This is a genomic window from Plantactinospora sp. CNZ321 (assembly GCF_004217235.1).
Genome location: NZ_SHKQ01000001.1, coordinates 4,988,901 through 5,010,444, shown reverse-complemented (window position 1 = coordinate 5,010,444; position 21,544 = coordinate 4,988,901). Strand labels below are relative to the sequence as shown.

The 21,544-nt window shown below is 66.4% G+C and carries 20 protein-coding genes and 2 pseudogenes; 3 read left to right on the top strand and 19 right to left on the bottom strand.

Annotation, left to right across the window (positions count from 1 at the left end):
- The first annotated feature begins 557 nt into the window (after positions 1-557).
- Together EV371_RS21690 and EV371_RS21685 are read left to right on the top strand one after the other, a co-directional pair.
- Positions 558-2,489 carry an alpha-L-fucosidase gene (locus EV371_RS21690; RefSeq protein WP_207230570.1) on the top strand — a complete coding sequence of 644 codons (1,932 nt, stop codon included), beginning with the start codon at positions 558-560 and terminating at the stop codon, positions 2,487-2,489.
- 55 nt (positions 2,490-2,544) lie between these two features.
- The gene (locus tag EV371_RS21685) at positions 2,545-4,299 is read left to right on the top strand and encodes a glycoside hydrolase family 44 protein (protein WP_486484739.1); all 1,755 of its coding nucleotides are present in this window, start codon (positions 2,545-2,547) and stop codon (positions 4,297-4,299) included.
- A 77-nt stretch (positions 4,300-4,376) separates the two neighbouring features.
- Here the strand turns inward: EV371_RS21685 and EV371_RS21680 are convergent, their stop codons facing one another.
- A complete protein-coding gene (locus EV371_RS21680) occupies positions 4,377-4,844 on the bottom strand; it encodes a TrmO family methyltransferase domain-containing protein (protein WP_130463674.1) in 468 nt (155 codons plus the stop codon).
- 285 nt (positions 4,845-5,129) lie between these two features.
- On the opposite strand from EV371_RS21680, the gene EV371_RS21675 reads away from it, so the two are divergent.
- Positions 5,130-6,371: a PQQ-dependent sugar dehydrogenase gene (locus EV371_RS21675; RefSeq protein WP_130463673.1), complete on the top strand. Its 1,242-nt coding sequence runs from the start codon at positions 5,130-5,132 to the stop codon at positions 6,369-6,371.
- 109 nt (positions 6,372-6,480) lie between these two features.
- On the opposite strand, the gene EV371_RS21670 is transcribed toward EV371_RS21675, so the two are convergent.
- The 18 genes and pseudogenes from EV371_RS21670 to EV371_RS21590 all read right to left on the bottom strand — a co-directional run.
- On the bottom strand, positions 6,481-7,920 hold the full coding sequence (locus tag EV371_RS21670) for an NAD-dependent succinate-semialdehyde dehydrogenase (protein WP_486484738.1): 1,440 nt from the start codon (positions 7,918-7,920) through the stop codon (positions 6,481-6,483).
- Between the two features lie 44 nt (positions 7,921-7,964).
- On the bottom strand, positions 7,965-8,726 hold the full coding sequence (locus EV371_RS21665; protein ID WP_130463671.1) for a carboxymuconolactone decarboxylase family protein: 762 nt from the start codon (positions 8,724-8,726) through the stop codon (positions 7,965-7,967).
- Positions 8,727-8,799: 73 nt separating this feature from the next.
- Positions 8,800-9,222: an FCD domain-containing protein gene (locus EV371_RS33900; protein ID WP_486484957.1), complete on the bottom strand. Its 423-nt coding sequence runs from the start codon at positions 9,220-9,222 to the stop codon at positions 8,800-8,802.
- A gap of 26 nt (positions 9,223-9,248) precedes the next feature.
- Positions 9,249-9,479: pseudogene (locus EV371_RS34535) on the bottom strand (winged helix-turn-helix domain-containing protein); the annotation flags it as partial.
- A 41-nt stretch (positions 9,480-9,520) separates the two neighbouring features.
- Complete coding sequence (locus EV371_RS21655) at positions 9,521-10,393, bottom strand: NAD(P)-dependent oxidoreductase (protein ID WP_486484737.1); 873 nt, start codon at positions 10,391-10,393, stop codon at positions 9,521-9,523.
- A gap of 7 nt (positions 10,394-10,400) precedes the next feature.
- Entirely contained in the window at positions 10,401-10,799 is a 399-nt protein-coding gene (gene pcaC, locus EV371_RS21650; RefSeq protein ID WP_130463669.1) for a 4-carboxymuconolactone decarboxylase, read from the bottom strand.
- A 20-nt stretch (positions 10,800-10,819) separates the two neighbouring features.
- Positions 10,820-11,218 carry a cupin domain-containing protein gene (locus EV371_RS21645; RefSeq protein WP_130463668.1) on the bottom strand — a complete coding sequence of 133 codons (399 nt, stop codon included), beginning with the start codon at positions 11,216-11,218 and terminating at the stop codon, positions 10,820-10,822.
- Positions 11,215-12,120: an NAD(P)-dependent oxidoreductase gene (locus tag EV371_RS21640; protein WP_130463667.1), complete on the bottom strand. Its 906-nt coding sequence runs from the start codon at positions 12,118-12,120 to the stop codon at positions 11,215-11,217. The genes EV371_RS21645 and EV371_RS21640 overlap by 4 nt, the downstream gene beginning before the upstream one ends.
- Complete coding sequence (locus tag EV371_RS21635; RefSeq protein WP_130463666.1) at positions 12,117-12,998, bottom strand: glucose 1-dehydrogenase; 882 nt, start codon at positions 12,996-12,998, stop codon at positions 12,117-12,119. Before EV371_RS21635 ends, EV371_RS21640 begins: the two co-directional genes overlap by 4 nt.
- 45 nt (positions 12,999-13,043) lie before the next feature.
- A complete protein-coding gene (locus tag EV371_RS21630; protein ID WP_130463665.1) occupies positions 13,044-13,841 on the bottom strand; it encodes an MBL fold metallo-hydrolase in 798 nt (265 codons plus the stop codon).
- 9 nt (positions 13,842-13,850) lie between these two features.
- Positions 13,851-14,369 (bottom strand): nuclear transport factor 2 family protein, encoded by a 519-nt coding sequence (locus tag EV371_RS21625; RefSeq protein ID WP_165436798.1) that lies wholly within the window; start codon positions 14,367-14,369, stop codon positions 13,851-13,853.
- Positions 14,370-14,431: 62 nt separating this feature from the next.
- Positions 14,432-15,127 (bottom strand): ATP-binding cassette domain-containing protein, encoded by a 696-nt coding sequence (locus EV371_RS21620; protein ID WP_130463663.1) that lies wholly within the window; start codon positions 15,125-15,127, stop codon positions 14,432-14,434.
- Entirely contained in the window at positions 15,124-15,780 is a 657-nt protein-coding gene (locus EV371_RS21615; RefSeq protein WP_165436797.1) for an ATP-binding cassette domain-containing protein, read from the bottom strand. The genes EV371_RS21620 and EV371_RS21615 overlap by 4 nt, the downstream gene beginning before the upstream one ends.
- Positions 15,781-15,837: 57 nt before the next feature.
- On the bottom strand, positions 15,838-16,809 hold the full coding sequence (locus EV371_RS21610; protein WP_165436796.1) for an ABC transporter permease subunit: 972 nt from the start codon (positions 16,807-16,809) through the stop codon (positions 15,838-15,840).
- Positions 16,810-16,913: 104 nt separating this feature from the next.
- Entirely contained in the window at positions 16,914-17,765 is an 852-nt protein-coding gene (locus EV371_RS21605; protein WP_165436795.1) for an ABC transporter permease subunit, read from the bottom strand.
- 25 nt (positions 17,766-17,790) lie between these two features.
- Positions 17,791-19,008: an ABC transporter substrate-binding protein gene (locus tag EV371_RS21600; protein ID WP_165436794.1), complete on the bottom strand. Its 1,218-nt coding sequence runs from the start codon at positions 19,006-19,008 to the stop codon at positions 17,791-17,793.
- 193 nt (positions 19,009-19,201) lie between these two features.
- Positions 19,202-20,692, bottom strand: coding sequence for a flavin-containing monooxygenase (locus EV371_RS21595; protein WP_130463658.1), 1,491 nt, complete (start codon positions 20,690-20,692; stop codon positions 19,202-19,204).
- Positions 20,693-20,984: 292 nt separating this feature from the next.
- Positions 20,985-21,521: pseudogene (locus EV371_RS21590) on the bottom strand (DDE-type integrase/transposase/recombinase); the annotation flags it as partial.
- Positions 21,522-21,544: the final 23 nt, after the last annotated feature.

The following is a 21,544-nucleotide window of genomic DNA, read 5'->3' as shown; positions in this document are numbered from 1 at the left end:
ACAGCCACCTGCCCGCGTACGCGGGTCTTACGGTCGGCTCCACGTGCCGCCACCGGGCCACTCCCGGCGGTCGCCGCGGCGAGGGCGGCGCGGCACGGCGGACGCGGGCCGTCATAGGAACCGATGCGGCAGGCGGGACGGTGGCGGGCGGGTGGACGGCCCGCCGAGTGGGTGTTGATGCGACCAGGTGGCGGATTCTAACCGACCGGGCACCGACGGGCGGGCGCGCCTGCGCGCGGCGGTACCCGCAGCAGTGCGAAGCGAAACGACGGATACATCTGATCTCTTCTCACCGGGAGCCAAGATCGCCCCAACCTCCGCTGGTGCCGCTGACGATGAGGGATCGCGGGCTGTCTACATATCTACAGCTCACGGGCGGATGGTGGCAGTCGACGGCCCTCAGCGTTCTTCGCTTGGACACATTGACTGTTGCAAGTATGTAACTTAACGTGTGATGACTGATGCGGCTGCCCACCGCGAAACCTCCGGGAGGATCCGCCACGATGTCCTCGTCAACGTTTCGGTTCACGCGCCGTAGCCTTCTCGTTACCGCCGGGATGACCGGAGCCGCCGCGGCCACCGGTCCGTGGAGGGTCGGCGAGGCCCACGCCACCGAAGGTCCGAGCAGCTACACGCCGACCTGGTCGTCGGTCGACCAGCATCCACCGGCGCCGGAGTGGTTCCAGGACGCCAAGTTCGGCATCTACTACCACTGGGGCGCCTTCAGCGTTCCCGCGTTCGCCAATGAGTGGTACCCGCGGAACATGTACTTCAGCGGATCGAACGAGAACAACCACCACCGGAGCGTGTACGGCGACCCGTCGACCTGGCCGTATCACAACTTCATCAACGGCGGTAGGGACCGGGCCGGAAACTGGGTGCAGTTCGCGCCGCGGCTGAGGTCCGCCGGCGGCAACTTCGACCCGGACGAGTGGGCGCAGCTCTTCGCCGATGCCGGCGCCAGGTTCGCCGGGCCGGTGGCCGAACACCACGACGGCTACTCGATGTGGAACAGCAGGGTGAACGAGTGGAACTCCGTCGCCACCGGACCCAGGCTCGACCTGCTGCGCCTGCATGCCGACGCCATCCGTTCCAAGGGCCTCAGGTTGCTGGTGTCCCTGCACCACGCGTACAACTTCACCGGCTTCTACGAGCGGGTGCCGACGCAGTCGACGGCCAGCCTCCGGAAGCTGTACGGGCAGCTCAGCGCCGCCGAGGAGCAGCAGCTCTGGTACGACAAGCTCAAGGAGGTCATCGACGGCTACCAGCCCGACATCATCTGGCAGGACTTCAACCTGCCCCGGATCGACGAGTCGCGGCGGCTGGACTTCCTCTCCTACTACTTCAACCAGGCCGTGGCGTGGAACAGGGACGTGGTCACCACCTACAAGGACGGTCTCAACAACCGTGGATCGGTGTACGACTTCGAGCGCGGCGGTCCGGCGGACATCCAGCATCCCTACTGGCTGACCGACGACAGCATCTCCAGCTCCAGTTGGTGCTACACCCAGGGCATCGGCTACTACTCGCTCAACGCCATGCTGCACTCGTTGATCGACCGGGTCAGCAAGAACGGCAACATGCTGCTCAACATCGCACCGATGGCGGACGGCACCATCCCGGCCGGGCAGCGCACGATCCTGCTCGGCATCGGTGACTACCTGCGCCGGTTCGGTGAGTCGATCTACGCCACCCGGGCCTGGACCGCCTACGGGGAGGGCCCGACACAGATGGGTGGGGGCTCCTTCGTCACGCCGCGGGCGGGGACCAACCGGGACATCCGGTTCACCCGCAGCAAGGACAACCGCGTCCTGTACGTCACCGTGCTGGGCTGGCCGGGCGGCACCCTGAACGTCACGACCTTGAGCTCGAACCGGATCAACCTCGGTACCCTCTCCACGGTGCAGTTGCTGGGTTCCTCCGCCGGCTCGTACCTCAACCTGCCCAGCCCCACCCAGGATGGCTCCGGCCTGCGCATCACGATGCCCGGGAGTGCTCCGTTCAGCGCCCCGGCGTACGTGGTGAAGCTGACCTTCTCCGGCCAGATCCCCGCACTCGGCGGGGGCAGCACCCCCACCGGCTGGGTGAGGATCACCAACGTCACCACCGGCCTGGTGCTCGACAGTGGCGGCAGTGTCGCCTCCGGTTCGATGCTCAAACAGTGGAACTACGACGGCAGCGCCAACCTCCAGTGGCAGTTGGTCGACCTGGGCGGCGGCTATTACCGGCTGGTCAACCGCACCAATGGCATGGTCGCGGACAGTTGGGGCGACAGCAGCAACGGCGCGACCGCGAGGCAGGCGCCGTGGAACGGCGGCAACAACCAGCAGTGGCGGCTGAACAGCGTCGGCAGCGGCCGTTTCCAGATCATCAACCGCGGCACCGGCACCGCACTCGACAGTGGTGGCGACGCCACGGTCGGTTCGAGGGTGAAGCTGTGGGCGCCGGATTCCAGCACCAACCTCCAATGGACCATCGCCGCGGTCTGACCCCGCGACGCCACGGACGGGTCCGGGGGAGAGCGGCTGTCTCGCCCGGGCCCCGGTGGCTGCGCTGTCGCACCGATTGACAGTAGATAGATGGACGCTAATATGCTGGAGCCGGTTCGGCGTGCTCTGGGTTGGCGAGTGGCGGGAGTCTCTGGTGGGTGTTCAACGACGGCGCGGGCTCGCGTCGGCCACGGCCATCGGTGCGGTCGGATCTCTCCTGGTGGCGGGGCTTCTGCCCGCACCGGCCGTCGCCGGCCCGGCGGTCGCCGTCGGGCTCACCCTGTCCGTGGATGTCTCCACCGCCCGGCATGCGATCAGTCCGGATGTCTACGGCATGAACGGCGGTGATCCCGCGCTCGTCGCCGAGCTCGGCATGCCGGTGGCGCGCTGGGGCGGCAACGCGAGCAGCCGCTACAACTTCAGGAACCACACCTACAACACCGGCAGTGACTGGTACTTCGAGAACATCGTGGCCGGGCCGGACAACACGGTCGAGGCGTTCGTCCAGCGCAACCGGGACCGCGGGATCAAGCAGGTGGTCACCGTGCCGTTGATCGGGTGGGTGGCGAAGGACTCGCCCCAGTCACACCCGTTCGCCTGCGGGTTCCCGGCGACCCGCTTCCCGACCCAGGACGCGTTCGACCCGTGGGACCCCAACTGCGGCAACGGCCGGCTCGACGACGCGAACCTCACCGGTGCGGTACCCACGGACACCTCGATCCCGGCGGACGCGTCGTTCGCGGGTGAGATGGTGTCGCATCTGGTGGACCAGTTCGGCCGGGCAGCGCGGGGCGGTGTGTCGATCTACCAACTCGACAACGAGCCGGTGCTGTGGAGCTCGACGCACCGTGACGTGCACCCCGAGCTCGTGACCTACGACGAACTGGGCAGCAAGGGCACGGCGACCGCTGCGGCGGTCAAGGCCGCTGATCCGAGCGCGGCGGTGCTCGGCCCGTCGGGCTGGGGTTACTGCGAGTGGGTGGCGTCCGGGCTGGACGGGTGCGCCCCGGGTGCGGACGCGGCCGCGCACGGCGGGCTCAACCTGTCCCAGTGGTACCTGAAGAACATGAAGGACTTCAGCGACGCGCACGGCGGCAAGCGCTTCCTCGACTACTTCGACCAGCATTACTACCCGCAGATCAGCGGCGGCAAGGACCCGGAGGCCAACGCGCTGCGGTTGCGGTCCACCCGGTCGCTGTGGGACCCGACGTACGTCGAGGAATCGTGGATCGGCCCCGGCGGTGTCAACGCGCCGCCGCTACAGTTCATCCGCACGATGAAGGCGTGGGTCGCGCAGTACTACCCCGGCACGAAGGTCGCGATCACCGAGTACAACTGGGGCGCGCTGGACGACATCAACGGTGCGCTGGCACAGGCCGACGTACTTGGAATCTTCGGCCGCGAGGGCCTCGACCTGGCCACCATCTGGGGCGAGCCCAAACCGACGGATCCCGGCGCGTACGCGTTCCGGATGTACCGCAACTACGACGGAGCCGGAAGTCGGTTCGGCGACGTGAGCGTATCGGCGGTCAGCAGCGACCAGGGACAACTGGCGGTCTATGGTGCGCAACGCTCGTCCGACAAGGCACTGACCGTCATGGTGATCAACAAGACGGGCGACGATCTGACCTCACGGTTGTCGGTCGCCGGATTCAACGGCAAGGGCAAGGTGCGGCGTTTCACCTACAGTCCCGCCGATCTCACCTCGATCGCGCGTGCGGAGGATCTCCGGGTGAGGGGCGGCAGCGTCACCGCAACGTACCCGGCGAACTCCATCACGCTGCTGGTCCTGCCGAAACACCGACACTGAGCCGAGATCCCCACCCCTGCACGCCGTCCGACAGGCAGGTCTACGCGCACGGAATCGGCTGCACCGTCGAGCCTCGCTCACTGCTGGAAGTACTCCGACATCAGGTGGCTGACCCAGGCCGGCTGCCGGACGTTCTCCGGCAGGAACTCGATCATCGTCGGCTTCAGGTCGATGACGGGGGTGCCCGAGACCGCGTCGAGGCCGACCACCGTCAGTTCGCGGCCGCGCACGGATTCGATCGCGCAGCACGTCACCCCGATGCGGTTCGGTCGACGGGGAGCGCGGCCGGCGAAGATGCCAACGGGCGGTAGGTCGGTGCGGCCGCGACTCGGGCGCGGCTCGCGGAAGTCGTCGTGCTCCGGAAACCGGTCGAAGATGAAGAGCACATCGACGTGGGAGAAGCCCTCCAGCCCCTGCAGGCACGCGTCGCCGAAGCGCTCGTCGATGATGATCGTGCTGCGGACGGCGCCCCAGTGGTCGGTGTGCTGGACCTCCGTCCTGTCGTTTCGGACCGTACCGATCGGGGTGATTTCGAAGCTGGGCATGGAGAGAGGCTGTTCCCTTCGGTGGAGGCGATCCTCGGCCGGAGCGGGTGACCCGTGGTCACGCCCTCTTGGTGAGACCCGCGAACTCCTAGCGACACTAGATTCCGTAGCGACAATAGGTTGCTTCTGACAGGATGTCTAGCATTGCTAGTCGCTAATCGTGCCGTGGGGCGGTCGGTGCTGGGCCAGGGAGGCCTTCCCGACCGGGTTGGATATTGCTGGAAATCAATATAGGCTGCGAACGTTCCCAGCCTGCAACCTCCACTCTGCCCGAGGAGTTGAAACATGTCGCGGCGGCGTTGTCGCCCGGCCACCATGCTGGCCGGCCTGCTCGTTCTGGCGCTGTCTGCGCTCCTGTTGCCACCGACCTCGGTGGCCGGCACGGTCGCGACCGGCACCTTCCACCCGCGCGCGGTGCCGCTCACCGAGCTGACCGTGGTGTCGGAGCAGGTGGCCTTCGGGCTGCGGCGTCCGATCGCGATCACCGGGCTGCCGGACGGCCGGATGCTGATCGCGGAGAAGGACGGCACCGTCCGCGCCTACCACCCCGACACCGGCTTGGCGGCCGAACCGGTACTCGACCTGACCGCCCGGATCGACACGTCGGACAACGAGCGCGGCCTCCTCGGCATCACGCCGGCGCCGAACTTCGCCCGGACCGGGATCCTCTACGTGGCCTACACGAGCCTGCCGGCCGGCACGCTGACCCTGGCGCGAGTGCCCATCACCGCTCCTGAACGCTTGCAGGTGCTGCTCACCCAGGAGCACGCCGAGTACGGCAACCACAACGGCGGACAGGTGGCGTTCGGCCGCGACGGCTACCTCTACTGGTCTCTCGGCGACGGCGGCCACGCGAACGACCCGTTCAAGTCCGGTCAGAACCTTGGCACCCTACTCGGCAAGATCGTGCGGATCGACGTCAACCGCACCTGCGGGGCGAAGCCCTACTGCGTGCCCTTCGACAACCCGTTCGTCCGCGCTCCGGGCGCCCGGCCGGAGATCTGGCTCTACGGGCTGCGCAACCCGTGGCGGTTCTCCTTTGACCCGGTCGACGGCTCGCTCTGGATCGGTGACGTCGGCCAGGGCCTGGTCGAGGAGATCAACCACATCCGCCCGTGGCAGGGTGGGGCGAACCTCGGCTGGTCCTGCCGGGAGGGCACCCCGGTCTTCGACCAGCAGCAATGCCGGCCGGGTGTGCGGTACACCGACCCGGTCTTCGAGTACGACCACTACAACGACAACTGCTCGGTGATCGGCGGCGTGGTGTACCGGGGGTTCAAGACCCCCGAGGCGTGGGGTACCTACGTCGCGAGCGACTACTGCTCGACCCGGGTGTTCGCCCTGCGACCCAAGTCCGACGGCAGCTACGAGTCCGCCACGATCGGCAACTTCCCCACCCAACCCACGGCGATCGGCACCGACGTGCACGGCGAGCTGTACGTCCTCAGCGACCTCCCGGGATGGCTGAACCGGGTGCGGTTCGAGCGGGTCCAACCAGCCTCCGGCGGCGGGGCGACGAACCGCTGAACCCCGGGGGCCATCGCACCGCATCCGCGAGACGCGGGATGGCAGCATGCAGGGCGTACACCACGAAGGCCGTTCACCCCGGTCACCTTGGCGGAGAGACCGCGTGGTGTCAGCTGATGTGCACTGCGACGTACTTCGTCTCGAGGTACTCCTCGATGCCGACCCGTCCGCCCTCGCGACCGTAGCCGCTGGCCTTCACACCCCCGAAGGGCGCGGCGGCGTTCGACAGCACCCCACGGTTGAGGCCAATCATGCCGACCTCCAGGCGTTCGCTGATCCGCACCGCCCGATCGAGGCTACGGGTGAAGAGGTACGCGGCGAGCCCGTACTCCGAGGAGTTGACCGTAGCGGTGACCTCCTCGTCAGTGTCGAAGGTGCTGATCGGCGCGACCGGCCCGAAAATCTCCTCCCGCAGAAGCGTGCTGTCCGGCGGAACGTCAGCGAGCACGGTCGGCTGATAGAAGTACCCAGGCTGGCTGGGGCTGGCGCCACCGTGCAGGAGGCGGGCACCGTCCCGGATGGCCGTGTCGACCAGGTTGGCAACCTTCGCCACAGCGTTCCGGTCGATCAGCGGACCCAGGTGCACGGACTCGTCCGCGCCGCGACCGACGACGAGGGCGGCGAAGCGTTCGGCGAGTCGGTCGGCGAAGGGTCGTGCCACGGATTGCTGCACGTAGAAACGATTTGCTGCGGTGCACGCCTCACCGTTGTTGCGGAGCTTGGCCTTCATCGCCTCGTCCAGGGCGTGGTCGAGGTCCGCGTCGTCGAAGACAATGAACGGCGCGTTGCCGCCAAGCTCCACCGACACTCGCAGAAGCTGGTGTGCCGCCTGCTCGACGAGCTTCTTCCCGACGGCTGTGGAACCGGTGAAGGAAAGCTTGCGCAGTCGCGGATCGGCGATGAGCGGGGTCGTGAGCTGCTGTGGAGAGGAGGTGGGTAGCACCGAGAGCACGCCGTCGGGCAGTCCCGCGTCCGCCAGGATCTGGGCGAGGGCGAGCATGCTCAGCGGTGTCTGGCTGGCGGGCTTCACGATCATGGTGCAACCTGCGGCCACCGCTGGGCCAATCTTCCGGGTGCCCATCGCGAGCGGGAAGTTCCACGGGGTGATGAACAGACACGGGCCCACCGGCTGCTTCATCGTCCACAGGCGGGTCTGGCCGTCCGGTGCGATGGCCCAACTGCCCGCGATGCGGACGGCCTCCTCCGAGAACCAGCGGAAGAACTCGGCCGCGTAGAGCACCTCGGACCGGGACTCGCTCAGCGGTTTGCCCATCTCCAGCGTCATCAGCAGGGCGAGCTCGTCGGCCTTGCCGACCATCGCCTCGTACGCCGCGCGCAGAATCTCTCCGCGGCTCCGTGGAGGGGTCACTGCCCAGTCGGCCTGAGTGGCCACCGCGGCGTCGAGGGCCCGGGCCCCGTCGGTCGGCGTCGCGTCGGCGACTTCGGCAATGACGAGCCCGGTAGCTGGGTCCTCCACGGACAGAGTCGCCCCGCCCGACGCCTCCACCCAGGCGCCGGCCAGGAAAAGACCCTTGTGGATCGTGTCCACCACGGACTGCTCGGCCGGGGCCAGCGGCCCGGCACCCGGCTCAGTCATTCCTCCTCCTTGGCGGCCAGTTCCTCGGCAAGGATCGGCACGGCCGTTGTCGCGGCGTGGAAGCCGATCACGCTGGCTATCTCCATGACCTCGAGGATCTCGCCGGCCGTGGCTCCGTACCCGATTGCGTTCTTCATGTGCAGCTTCAGGCCGGGCACGTACAGGTGCGTGGCGGCGGTGTCGAAGGCGATGTAGACGAACTCCTTGACCTTCGGCTCCAGCGTGCCGTTCTTCCACGGGACGGAGGAGAACTCGGTGTACGCCTCGAACAGTTCCGGGTCGAGTTCGAGCATCTCGTCCCAAAACTCGTGCCAGTACCCGCGATTGGCCGTGAACTCGGCCTTGAGTTGCTTCTGGTGCTCGGTGAGCATCGCGGGTCCGGCACGCAGCCCGGCCTCCTCGAGCACCTCGACCAGCAGCGGCACGCCGATGTTCATGCTATGGATCCCAAGCGTGCTCGTCAGCTCGATAACCTCCATAATCTCTTGGGCTGTCGCACCGTGGGAAAGTGCGGCTCGGATGTGCTCGCGGATGCCGGGTTCGTACAGGTGGGTGGCCGCCGCATCGACGGCGATGTAGATGAGTTCCTTGGTCTTGGCGTCGAGATGGTTCTTCCGCCAGGGTACGGCGGAGAAGTTCAGATAGGCGGCGAGGAAATCGGAGTCAAGGTTGAGAAGGGTCTCCCATACCGGCCCCCAGGTGCCACGCACTTCGATGAACCTGTTTTTGAGCTTTTTCTGTTCAGCGGTGAGCGACATATATTACCAATCCCTTTGCCCGTGCTGTGCGCGAGCGAATAGGCCGTCCGTTCAACGGGCGGGACGGCGCAGATTACTCAAACGACGCGAATATGGTCTGTGCTGCGGAACGGACGTGGTCGGCGCACAGCGCGGAGGCTCGTTCCGCATCATTTGCCTCAATTGATTCGACGACTGCCCGCAGCTCGGCGACGGCCCCTGCCCGGCGTCCGGACTGGGACAGCGACTGCGCCCGCAGGACCTGCACCTGGCTCTGGATGCCTTCCAGCAACTGCTTCAGCACGTCGCTGCGAGCGCCGGCGATGAGGCTGTAATAGAACTTGTCCTTGGCGATCAGGACCTCCACGACCTCTGCCTGGCTCGCAGACACCTCGGCGAAGTGGTCGAACGCCTCGCGCAACCGCTGGACATCCTGGGGGAGGCACGGTGGACGAACCGCTTCACGATCAGTGACTCGAGCCCTGCTCGGACGTCGTACAGGTCCTCGGCCTCGGATCTCGACAGGGTCCTGACCACTGCCCCCTTCTGGGGAATGGTGATGATCAATCCCTCAGCCTCGAGTTCTCGCAACGCCTCGCGGACGGTGGTCCGGGAAACACCCAGACCCTCCACGAGCTCCCGCTCCACCAGGCGCTGGCCCGGCTTCAGCCTGGCTTCGAGGATGGCTTGCCGCACGGCGTCTGTCACCTGTACCCGCAATGGGGCGGCGGTGCGTTGCACGGACGCCGACGTCCAAGACTGGGCCAGGCTCATGAGTTCCTCTTCAATTGCTCGACGTTTTGTCTGACAGTATTCTAGCCAGGCAGATTTGAGTGGTCGGTGCCGGCGACACACCGAGCCACCTCGGTGTGATCGGCGGCTGGACCCAGTTGCCGGTCAGCGCGAGCCCAATGCTCGATCGCCGCCTCTCCCAGGGTGCTCGCCAGACCGACCTGGCGGGCGAGGTCGGCGGCGATTCGCATGTCCTTGAGCATCAGGCGCAGGGTGAAGCCGGAGTCGTACGTTCCGGGCAGGATGAAGTTGGGCCACTTGTTCTCCGTCGACCCACTGCGTCCGCTGGAACCGTTAATGATCTCAAGCATGACCCTCGGGTCGAGCCCGAACCTCTCGCCGGCGAGGATAGCCTCGCTCGTCACCCACAGGTGAGTCGCCGAGAGCAGGTTGTTCAAAGCCTTCACGGCGTGGCCAGCGCCCACCGGGCCGGCATGCTTGACGGTGCCCATGTGCTCCAGAAGGCCCCGGGCCCGTTCCACCTGGGTGGGTTCGCCCCCGACCATGATGGTGAGCGTGCCCGCCCGGGCTCCCTCGACCCCGCCGGAGACCGGGGCGTCGACGAGATGGACTTCGTCATCCTTGCTGAGGTCGCTGGCCAGTTCCCGGGTCCGTTGGGGTTCGGAGGAACTCATGTCGATCACGAGGGCACCCTGTTCGAGTACGCCCCGGATCTGCGATATCACGGCATCGACCGCTTTGGAGTCAGGAAGCATGAGGATGACGACGTCGCTGCCGGCAGCCGCCTCGGCGGCAGCGGGAAACGTCTGCCCGCCTGCGGTGGTGAACCTCGCGCGTGCCGTCCCAGAGAGGTCGAAGCCCCGGACCGCCACCCCGGCCGCCAGCAGTCGAGATGCCATCGGCAGGCCCATGGCCCCGAGCCCGATGAAGACCACCGACCTGTCACTCATCGCCGCGTAGCTCCTTCAGGACCCGCTCCGCCACGCGGAACGACTCCAGCGCAGCCGGCACCCCGACGTAGATGGCGGCCTGCATGAGGGTCTCCTGAATCTCCTTCTCGGTGATCCCGTTGTTGACCGCACCCCGCACATGGACGCCGAGTTCGTGAGAGCGATTGAGGGCGGTCAGCATCGCCAGGTTCAGCAGGCTCCGGGTCTTACGCTCCAGACCGTCGCTGGACCACACCCCGCCCCAGCAGTACTCGGTGACGAATTCCTGGATGGGCCGCGAAAACTCGGTGACGTTGCCCAGGGACCGGTCGACGTGATCCGCCCCGAGCACCTCCCGTCGCACCTTGAGCCCTTGCTCGTACGACTCCTGGTGGGTGCCGTTCGCCGTCATCTTGTCGTGCTCCCTTCAGTTCAGGCCGAGGAGGTTGCGGTGGTGGGGTAATCACCGTCGGCCACAGGCTCGGCCCACTCGGTCCTGCCGAGCGAGATCGCGGTGTGGGTGAGGAAGGAATCCGGGGCGCCACCGTGCCAGTGGCGCTCCCCGGCAGGAACCCAGACGGTGTCTCCCGCCCGGAGCACCTCGGGTTGCCCACCGGCGGTGCAGATCAGGCCGCGGCCGGCGACAACCTGGAGAATCTGCCCGTGTTCGTGCGTGTGCCAATACGTCCGGGCGCAGGGCGAGAACGTGACCGTATTGATCGTCACGCCATCCGTCGCCGGCATGGTCAGGTAGTTCCACACGCTGCCGGTGAACCTCGAGCCGGGCTTGCCGGCGGTGCCGGCCTGCTCGGCGGCCCTGGTGATCTTCATGCTGCCTCCTTCTGATCGTGCAGGCGGATGCCGCCGGAGACGTCGCCGATGGCGTCCACCACCGTGTTGCTGATCTGCTCCGCGTACCCCAGGGCCTTGGCGAGGCCGAACGCCGCAAGGGGACCGGAGGAGTGCAGGCTCGCCACGCCCAGTCCCGCGACGAGGTCGGTGTAGGCCATGACGTCCTTGAGCATCAAGGTGTTCGTCAGGCCGCCCTTGAGATAGTCACCATGGATTATCTTCGGAAAGCGGTTCAGGGTGGCGAAGTTGACGCCGGAGCTGGAGTTGAGGACGTCGAGCAGGACCTGCAGGTCCAGGCCCGCCTTCTTGCCCGCGACCATGACTTCGGCGGTCGCCGACAGCGCGATCGCGTTCAGGAAGTTGTTCAGCAACTTCGCCGCGTGCCCGGCGCCGGTACTCCCGAGATGGAAGATCTTCGCCGCGAGGTGCTCGAGCACGGGCCGTACCTGGTCGAGCGGCTGCTCCTCACCGCCGACCATGAGGGTGAGCTCGCCCTTTTCCGCGGCGGCTGCACCGCCGGAAACGCCGGCATCCACGTAGGCCACCCCCCGCGCTGCGAGGAGGCCGTGAATGTGGCGGGTGGAGGCGGGATCGGAGGTGCTGAGGTCGACGATGATCTGGCCTTCGCGGGCCGCGTGAACCGCCCCATCAGGGCCCAACATGACCGCCTCCACCACCCGGCTGCTGGGCAGCGACAGCAGAACGACTTCGGTGTTGCGGACGACGTCAACGGCGGATGCCGCAGTGTCCGCCCCGGCCGCCGCTATCCGCACCGCCTGGGTGTCGAACCCGAGCACCTCCACGCCGCCCTGAACCAGGCAGCGGGTCATCCGTCCGCCCATGTTGCCTAGGCCGATGAAGCCCACGCGCTGTCCGGTCACTGTTGCACCCCTTGCGTGAAGTCGCCGCCGTACAACGCGCGGTCCAGTGTGGCCGTGTCCCAGGCACCCGCGCCGCTGGACGGTCGGAGCGTGTTCAGCCAGGACGCTCCACCGTCGGCCGACACGACCTGACCGGTCAGGTACGACGCGTCGTCGCTGAGCAGGAAAGCCACCACCGCCGCGATCTCCTCCGGCCGGCCGGCACGCCGCAGCGGGGTGGTCGACGCCCGGCGCACCATGTCGCTCTTGCCACCGACCATCGATCCAGCCGCCCCGAAGAGTTCGGTCGGGACGATGCCCGGCGCCACCGCGTTGACCCGGATGCCCAGCGGGCCACCGTAGACCGCCGCGCCACGCACCAAGCCGACCACGCCGTGCTTGGAGGTCTGGTACGCCAGCAGGTCGGCGCTCCCGCCCAGACTCGCGATTGACGCGGTGACCACTATGTGCCCGACCGAGCGTCGCCGCCGGAACTGGCGGAAGGCGGCCCGGACGCCAAGGAACTGCCCGCGTACGTTCACCGCGCAAACGCGGTCGAAGTCTTCGACGGTCACGTCCGGCAGGGCGGCGAAACTGCCGAAGATGCCGGCGTTGAGGTGGAAGAGGTCCACCCGACCGAACGCCGCCACCGCCTCGGCCATGTACCGCTCGACGTCACTCTCGCTCGAGACGTCGGCGGTGACCGCGATCGCTTCGGTCGGAAGCGATTCCGCCACGTGCCGGGCCGAGTCTCCGTCGATGTCGACGACGACGATCCTCGCACCCTCGGCGGCCAGACGCTCCGCAGAAGCCCGACCGAGGCCCCCAGCGGCGCCGGTCACCAACGCCACCTTCCCGGCAAGCCGGGAGGACTTCCCTGCTGCTCCGTTCCCTTGCACGCCATCTGAAGCCTTGAACGGCCCGTCAGGGGACACAGATCCACCTCATCCGATCGTTCCCACCAAACCTGACAACTCGCCCTCGCTGGTTACCGTCAGACGATCCAGCGTGCCCGGGTCGTGGCCGGGTACGAGGATGGCGTCCTCATCCGCGACCATTTGTTTGATCCGGTCGAACCCGGCGTACATCGCCGGCAGGTCACTGACGAAGGCGAAGGGGATATCGCGCTCGATTTCTTCGAAGTAGTGAATCGCGTCGGAGGCGAGGAGGACGATGCCGTCGGCCGTGCTCACCCGTACGATGCACTGGCCCGGGGTGTGTCCACCGACCTCCAGCAGTTCGATGCCCGGGGCGAGTTCCAGTCGACCGTTGAAGGTGCGTGTCCGCCCCTCGTCGCGTGCCTTCACCAGGTCGTCGATCTCCCTGAACTCCACCGAATGTGCGAACTGCTTGCGGAAACGCATCTCGCTGGTCCAGAACTGCAGCTCCGCCTCGGTCAGGACGATGTCGGATTCTGGAAAGAGGTTCAGGTTGCCGATGTGGTCGTAGTGAGCATGGGTGACCACGACGGTTGGCCGCGACTCGCCGCGTACGCCGAGCGCCTCGAAGGCTCGCCAAGGATCGACGAGGAATGTCCTGCCCCGTTTCTCGCCGCCGTCCCGGGAGAAGCCGGTGTCGATCACAAAGGTGCGGTGTTCGTTTCGGACGATCCAAAAGAAGTAGTCCATGTCCAGGTCTTCGTCCGGATGCCCGTAGATCGGGTAGTTGAGGTAGACCTCGCTCTTTCGCGCGGACCGGGTGCCGAACTTGACGACGAGTACCTGGTATCTGTCTGAAGTCATCCGGTTTTCCTAGACACGACGGTCGGCATAGCGCTCACCCTGGTAGGGCCAGGGCTCGGACATGTCGGCGGCGGTGGGGTACCAGCCGTAGAAGACCTCCTTGGATTCGGCGAAGAAGGAGGTGATTCGGCGCTCGATGAGCCACCCGGCGGTGCTCCTGACATACGCCACGTCGTAGGCGCCCGAACTGTTGCGAATCGAGACGCGCCCGTCCACGATCCCGATGGCCCGGTACTGGAAGTGGACCCGACACGAGGCCGTGTCCCCGTCGATGTCGAACCTGGGCGTCATCATGTAGTGGATTCCGTGCCACGGCTGCTCGTTGCAGAACTTCGCGAGGTTCTCACGACCCGCAATGAAGTTGCCCGCCTGGCCGTCCATCACTCGCGCTTGGTAGATGCCTTCCTCGGTGAAGAGGTTGGCCCACTCCTCCCCGTGCCGTCCGTCGTAGGTGGGCGCGTAAGAGCCTTCGATTCGCAACAATGCCAGCGTGTCGGCGGTGAGATCAACTGCCGCTTCCTGCGTCACCTCTGTTGTCCTTCCTGGTAGACGATGTTGACGATTGCGTGTACGTGTCTCGGCCACCGTGGTCAGACCCCGACGGTGCTCCTAAGTTCCTCCATCGACTCACCCGTCACCTCTCCGGTCCCCACGACCTCACCCTTGACCAGGGCCACGTAGCGGCGTGCCAGGCGCGAGACAAGCCTCAGGTTCTGCTCGATCAGGAAGAGCGCCGTCCCTGTTTCGCCGATGGAGGCCAACGCGGCGATGACTTCGTCGATCGCAACCGGGGACAGACCCTCCGTCGGCTCGTCCAGCACGAGCACCCGGGGGTTGGACATCAGTGCCCGGCCGATGGCGAGCATCTGCTGCTGTCCACCGCTGAGCGCATGACCGTTGTAGCGCGCCCGCTCGGCGAGGATGGGGAAGAGCTCGTAGACGGACTGGAGGTTCCACGGCCCCTTCCGGGCATGTGCGGCGCCGAGGAGGAGGTTCTCCTCGACCGTCAGGTTGGAGAGGATGCGCCGGCCCTGCGGACAGAGCGCGATGCCTGCCCGAGACGCGTGGTATGCGCGGGTGGGCCTCAGCGGCTCACCGTCGACGAAGATCGAGCCTTCGACGCGAGGGATCCCGTACAACGCCATCGCGAGGGTGGACTTGCCGGCTCCGTTCCGTCCGACGAGGGCAACCGCTTCACCGCTCTCGATCGACAGGGAGACGTCCCGGAGGACCTGCGCCGGCCCGTAGAACGCCGATACCGTGTCAAGGGCCAGGACCGCGCTCATTCTTCCCTCCCCAGGTAGGCGTCTCGCACACCGTGGTCCTGCCGCACCTCTGCGGGGGACCCGGACATCAGGACGCGGCCCAGGTTGAGAACCGTGATGTCATCGCAGATCTCGAACACCGCATCCACGTCGTGCTCGATGTAGAGCACCGCCATGTCGCGCTCCTGGGCCAGATGTCGGATGAAGCGCGCCAGCTCCAGGCTCTGCGAGCGCGACAGCCCCGCCCCTGGCTCGTCCGCCAGGAGCACCGCCGGCCGGCCCACCAGCGCCATCCCGATGTCGACCCGTCGTTGGTCGCCGTACGAGATCTGTCCGCACCTGCGGTCCAGCAGTGGCTCCAGCCCCAGGGCGACGACGAGCTCGTCGACGCTCTCGTCCCGCAGCGTGTGGCCGACCAGCTCGAAGTGAGCCCGGACGGTGAGGTCGGGAAAGACACTGGTTCGCTGGAACGATCGCGCGATGCCGTGGCGACGCCGCCAGGTGATCGATCGGCCGGCCACGTTCTCCCCGTTGTACATGATCGACGCCTTGCCGCCGCGTCGACGCCCGGAAACCACGTCGACGAACGTCGACTTGCCGGCGCCGTTCGGCCCGATCACTCCGTGGACGCGGCCGCGCTGGAGGTCCAGCCCTACGTCTTCGAGCGCCGTCACACCCTTGAACCGGACGGTGACGTCGCGAACCGTAAGCACCAACTGTTTCTCACCGCCTCAGTTCGTCCTGGCTAGGTCCACCGGTGGTAGGCGGCGTTCTCGGTGTCGGGTCCACTGCTCCTGCAACGATCCGACCACTCCTGCCTTGCCGAATACCATGACGAGGATGACCGCGATACCGACGTACAGCTGCCATTCGTTTCGACCACCCGAAACGAGCATCGCGTTGCCGAGGGTGTAGATGAGCGCGCCCCACAGCGGACCGGACGCAACCCAGCAGCCACCGATGAAGGACACGATCAGCGCATTGCCCGAGGTGGTCCAGGCGAGGACGTCGAGGGACAGGAAGGAGTTGTAGAGGGCGAAAAGCAGACCCGCGATGCCGGCAACCAACGCCGAAACGAGGTAGGCGGCCAGGACCGGAAGGTAGGTATTGGAGCCGTTGAACCTGACCCGCTCCTCGTTCTCGCGGATCGCCTCGAGGAGCTTCCCGAAGCGGGAGCGTCCGATGAGACCCAGGGCGATGAGGGCCAGCGCCACCACCGCCCAGCAGATGATCCACATGGTGACCGGGTCGGAGAAGTCTCGGGCGGTGAGGCCGAGCAGCGTGCCGTTCATGCGCACCGGCAACCCGTCGTCGCCACCGGTTACCGAGCGGGTCTGGGTGAGCCCTGCGAGCGTGAAGACGAACTGTCCAAACGCCAGGGTGAGCATGGTGAACGCAATGCCGCGGGACCTTACGAGGAGACTGCCCACCGCCAGCGCTACCGCCACCACCACACCGAGCGCCAGCATCAGCGCCGGGACGATCTCGAGGCCCCCGTGCGTGCTGAGCGCCCCGAAGGCGTACGCCGCGCCACCGAAATAGAGCGCGTGCCCCAGGCTGACCATGCCCAGACGCCGGATCAGGAACGCCACGCCCAAACCGAAGACGCCCAGGATCGCAGCGTTGACGAGCAGATGGCGCTGGTACGGGCCGGTCACGACCAGTGGAACGAGAAAGCCGATCGCCACCAGAGCGACGTTCACCACCCACTTCGCCCGAAGGCGCGGCCTGCCCGGTCGGGAATCGGCACCCCCAGAGACCTCTTCCGCCCTGGTACGTGGCCCCATCGAGTCCTCCGACGTCAAGGTCATGTCTCAATCCTTCCTGCGATGCCGCGCGGATGGACGATCAGAACGACGATCATCACCACGTACGGCGTTAGCGCGGACCAGCCGGGGAGGTTCACGTCGCCGGCCACCTGAATGAGGCCGAGCGCGATGGCCGCGATCGCCGCTCCGCCGATGCTTCCCAGGCCACCGACGGTCGTGACGATCAGCGCGATGACGAGGATCCGCGCGCCCATGTCGATGCTCACCGTGGCGTAGGGAGCGACCAGGACCCCGGCCACGCCCGCCAGGCCGAAGCTCACGGCGGCGACGACGGCGTTGAGCCTGTCGGTGTTGACTCCGGCGACGCCGGTCATCTCCAGGTCGCGGCTTGCGGCCCGGACGTGCAGGCCCATCTTCGAATAGCGCAGCCAGGAGGCGATGCCGATCGCCACGGCAAGGCTGAAGATGATGATGAACAGCCGGTACGACGGGTAGGCGTCACCCAGCACGCTGACGGACCTGTCGAAGGGTGCCGGCGGATCAAGCGCCTTGGGCTGGGTCCCCCAGACGATGACGACGATGTTCTCGATGACCAGCGCGCCGCCGTAGGTGATGATGGCCAACTCGATGGGATCTCGGCTCCGCAGGAACCTGAATGCGCCCCTGTCTACCAGGTAGCCGACCAGTGCCAGGACGATTGGGACCGTCACCAACGCGAGCCAGAACGAGACCGCCGAGCTGAGGGAATAGGCGGTGTAGGCGCTGAACATGTACAGCGCGCCGTGACCAAAGTTGAAGACGCCGCCGAGCCCGAAGATCATCGCGAGGCCGAGTGCGAGGATGAGCAGCAGCGAGCCATAGGCGAGCGCGTTCAGGAGCTGAATTGCCATGAGTGACCTCGCTTGGTAGAAGCCGCTACATCTTGCACTCGGGAGACACGGGCATGGAGACCTTGTCCCGGTCGACGGCTGCCGTGATGTTCCACTTGATTCCGCCGGTGGCATCGTCGCGGACGATCTGACCGAACCAGTTCTCCCGCTGGATCTGGTGGTCCTCCGCGCGCAGCTCGACATTGCCCATGATCGTGTCGCCGCTGAATCCGGTCAGCTGCTTGGCCAGGGTCGTCGCTTCGGTTGAGTCAGCCTCGGCAACAGCGGCCAGCAGCAGTTCCAGTGCGACGAAAGTGTTCGCCTCGATGTAGAACGGCTCGCGCCCGAACTCCTTCTTGAACGCCTCGACGAACTTCTTGTTGCGCTCGTTGTCGAGTGTGGGATCGTAGCCCGGCACACCATAGAGGCCGAGGCCGGCGTCGCCGATGGCGTCGAAGACCAGTACGTCGAAACTGTTGACCCCCACAATGGCGTCGAAGTGGTCGAGCACGCCGTACTGGCTCGCCTGCTTGAAGAAGGTGATGGCGTCGGCGCCGGCGACCCCGGTGAAGAGGCCGGTGGTCCCCTCGTTGAGCAGCTGAGAAATGTAGGACCCGTAGTCGGCATGGGTGAGCGGCGGAAAGTGCCCGGGCGCGACCGTGGTGCCGGGTTGGCTCTCGACGAGGCGCTTGAACGCGTCGTACGCGTCGTGACCGAACGCGTAGTCCGAGCACAACGCACTCCAGCTCTTGATGCCCAGGCCCCGCACGCCATCGGCGAGGGTGTTCAGGTTCATGCTCACGCTGGGCACTGTGCGGAAGTAGAGCGGATTGCAGGTAGCGCCGGTGAGCCCGTCGGCCTGGGCGTCCGGATCGATGAACAGCAGCCCTAGGCGGTCGAGCGACTCCTGGATTGCCGCGGACTGGGCCGACGAGAAGTAGCCAGTCAGGATATCGAACCCGTCCTGGCGCACCGCGCTCTCGACCGCACGGATGGCGTCAGCCGTCTCCCCGTTGTTCGGATAGATCTTGAGCTCGATCTTGCGCCCGTTGGCGCCGCCGGCATCGTTCAGGTACTTCGCGGCGAAGGGTGCCATATCCAGGACCGCGCGACCGTAGATCGCCAGCGCGCCGGAGGTCGCCGAGGTGACCGCGATCCTGATCGGGTCTCCGTCGGAGCCCGACCCGCCGTCGTCGCCTCCGCACCCGGCCAACACGCTTGGCAGAGCCATCATCCCGAGGACGCCAGCGGATCCCTTGATCATCTGCCGACGCGAGAGCTTCGGATACTGTATTTGAGAGTTCATTGCTACTCCTGATTCGACTCGACGCCTCCGTCGAGGGCATTGATCGATGTGATTGGTGTCGTTCCGCTTGTGCGGCTCGTAGGCCGCTGCCCCGTTGCCCTGGTGATGCCACCCGTCACCGACGGTTCGAGATCCGATCCGAGATGCCTGCTCAACGGCGACTGTCGGCGGCCCGTGGCGAGAAGGCGATTCCTCGTCCGCGCCACAGTCTCGTCATGACGAAGTACCGCAGATGGGTGCCGGGCCACTGGGTGGCGTTCGCGCCCGACTCCGAGTGGTAGTAGTTCGTGCAGCCGGCCTCCATGGCGCTGGCATCGGTCGCGAGCTTCCGGTCGACCCACCGGATCCACCGGTCCAGCGCTTCGGGGGCTGTGTCGACGGTCGCGGCGCCTCGCTGCACGAGCTTCTTCAGGGCCCAGACCATGACCTCCGCCTGTCGCTCCTCCTGCGCGATGATTGATCCACCGCCGTTCGTGTTGGGGCCGTAGATCAGAAACAGGTTCGGAAAGTTCGGCACCGTCACGCCCAGGTAGGCACGTGGACGGTCTTCCCAATAGTCGTGTAGCCTCACGCCGCCCCGACCTACCACCTCGACGGTGTGCAGATAATCGGTGGTGCGAAAGCCGGTGCTCATCACCAGGACATCGACCTCGTGCTCCGCACCGGCCGCATCGACAACCCCGTTACTCGTCGCCCTGACCACGGGAGCGGCGACGAGCGTGACGTTGTCCCGCATCAGCGCCGGGTAGAAGCTGTCGCTGAGGACCGGCCGTTTGCATCCCCACGGGTAGTTCGGGGTGACCTTCGCGGCGAGCTGCTCGTCCGAAATGGTGCCGCGGATGAAGTCCACCGACTTGGCCCGGGTCTTCGCCTGCGCACGGGACTCGACGTCGAAGCTTCCAAAGCGTTTGTAGTAGTCGTAGAAAATTTTCAGCCGGTGCAGCTTGGCCGCTCCGGGTACGTGGTAGAGCCTGCGCTCGAGCGGCGAGAAGTCCCGGTCGTTTTTGGCGTTGATCCAGCCGGGCTCACGTTGGAAGACGTGGACGTGTTCGGCGATTTTGGCGACTTCGGGGACCACCTGCGCGGCGGTCGACCCCGTGCCGACCACCGCGACCCGCTTGCCCCGGAGATCCACCGAGTGGTCCCAGCGTGCCGTATGGAACATGGGGCCTTCGAACGAGTCCAGCCCGGGCCATTCGGGAAATTTCGGGACGCTCAGGAAGCCGACGGCGGTGACCACGACGTCGTACTCGGCGCTCGCCCCGTCGCTGGTGTGCACCAGGTAGGTGCTGGTGCCCTCCTGCCATTCGACGAGGTCGACCGCGGTGCCGAAGGTGAAGTGAGGGCGCAGGTCGAAGCGATCCAGGATCGCCTCCGTGTAGGCCATGAGCTCGGGCTGTCGGGCATGGGTACGGGTCCAGTCCCAACCCATGAACGAGAAGGAGTAGCTGTGCGACGGGATGTCGACCTCGCAACCAGGGTAGGTGTTGACCCGCCACGTGCCGCCAGCGCCGGCTTCCTTCTCGTAGATCCGGATGTTGGTGAAACCAGCGGTCTTTAGCTTCACCGCCGATCCGATACCGCCGAAGCCTCCGCCGACGATTGCGATGCGAACCTGGTCGCGGCGTCGCTTGCCGGTCATCGGCTGCACCGCCCTGCGGTCCGGGCCTTGCGATCGATGTCGTACGGCTGGTTCTCGCCCACCCTCGTCGGCATTGCGGCGGTCCCTTCAGCGTCGAAGCCAGTCACGGCCCGGGAACGAGTGCTGACGGCGTTTGACGTGCTCTGAGCTCACGCTTCGGCACATCGTATGACAGTCGGACTGTATGTCAATAGAGTCCGTCAGCCGTCTTTCGGTCCGTTGGACGTCCCGAAGCAGGGCCTCTGGCGGTCGGGTTACTCCTGGTCACGGCCTCGATCAGGGTGAGCGGCGGTCAGCGTGCGTCGGTGGCTTGGGCGGCGTGGCAGGACATGGGCGCACGGCGGCGTTTGACGCCGCCGCGGTCCAGACCGACACCACGGGTCAAGCGTTCGCCGGTACGTCGAGGCGCTCCGGAATGAAAGGTAATTTCTGGGACGGGGCCTGGACGCGGGTCTCGCCGTACCGTGGCGGCATGGTCGTAGCTGCCTTCCGCCTCGCCCGAGCCGATCCAGGCGAAGCGCGGTGGCCCGAGCTGGTGCTCACCCTCGACTACGTACGAGTCGCCGACGGAGCCCATCGAGGGCAGGATCCCGTTGTCCTGTAAGCGTTCCGCGAAGCGGAAGGACGTATAGTTCGATCCTTTGTCGCTGTGATGGATCAACTGGCCGTCGCGGACATCGCGGGACCAGATGCCGTATCCGAGGGCGGCGAGGATCAGGTCGGTGTCGCAGCGGTCGGAGGTCTTCCACCTTACGATCCGGCGGGAGAACGCGTCGCGGAACGAGGCGAGCCAGAACACGCCCTCACCGCACGGGATGCGGGTGGCGTCGGCGACCCAGAGCCGCTACGGAG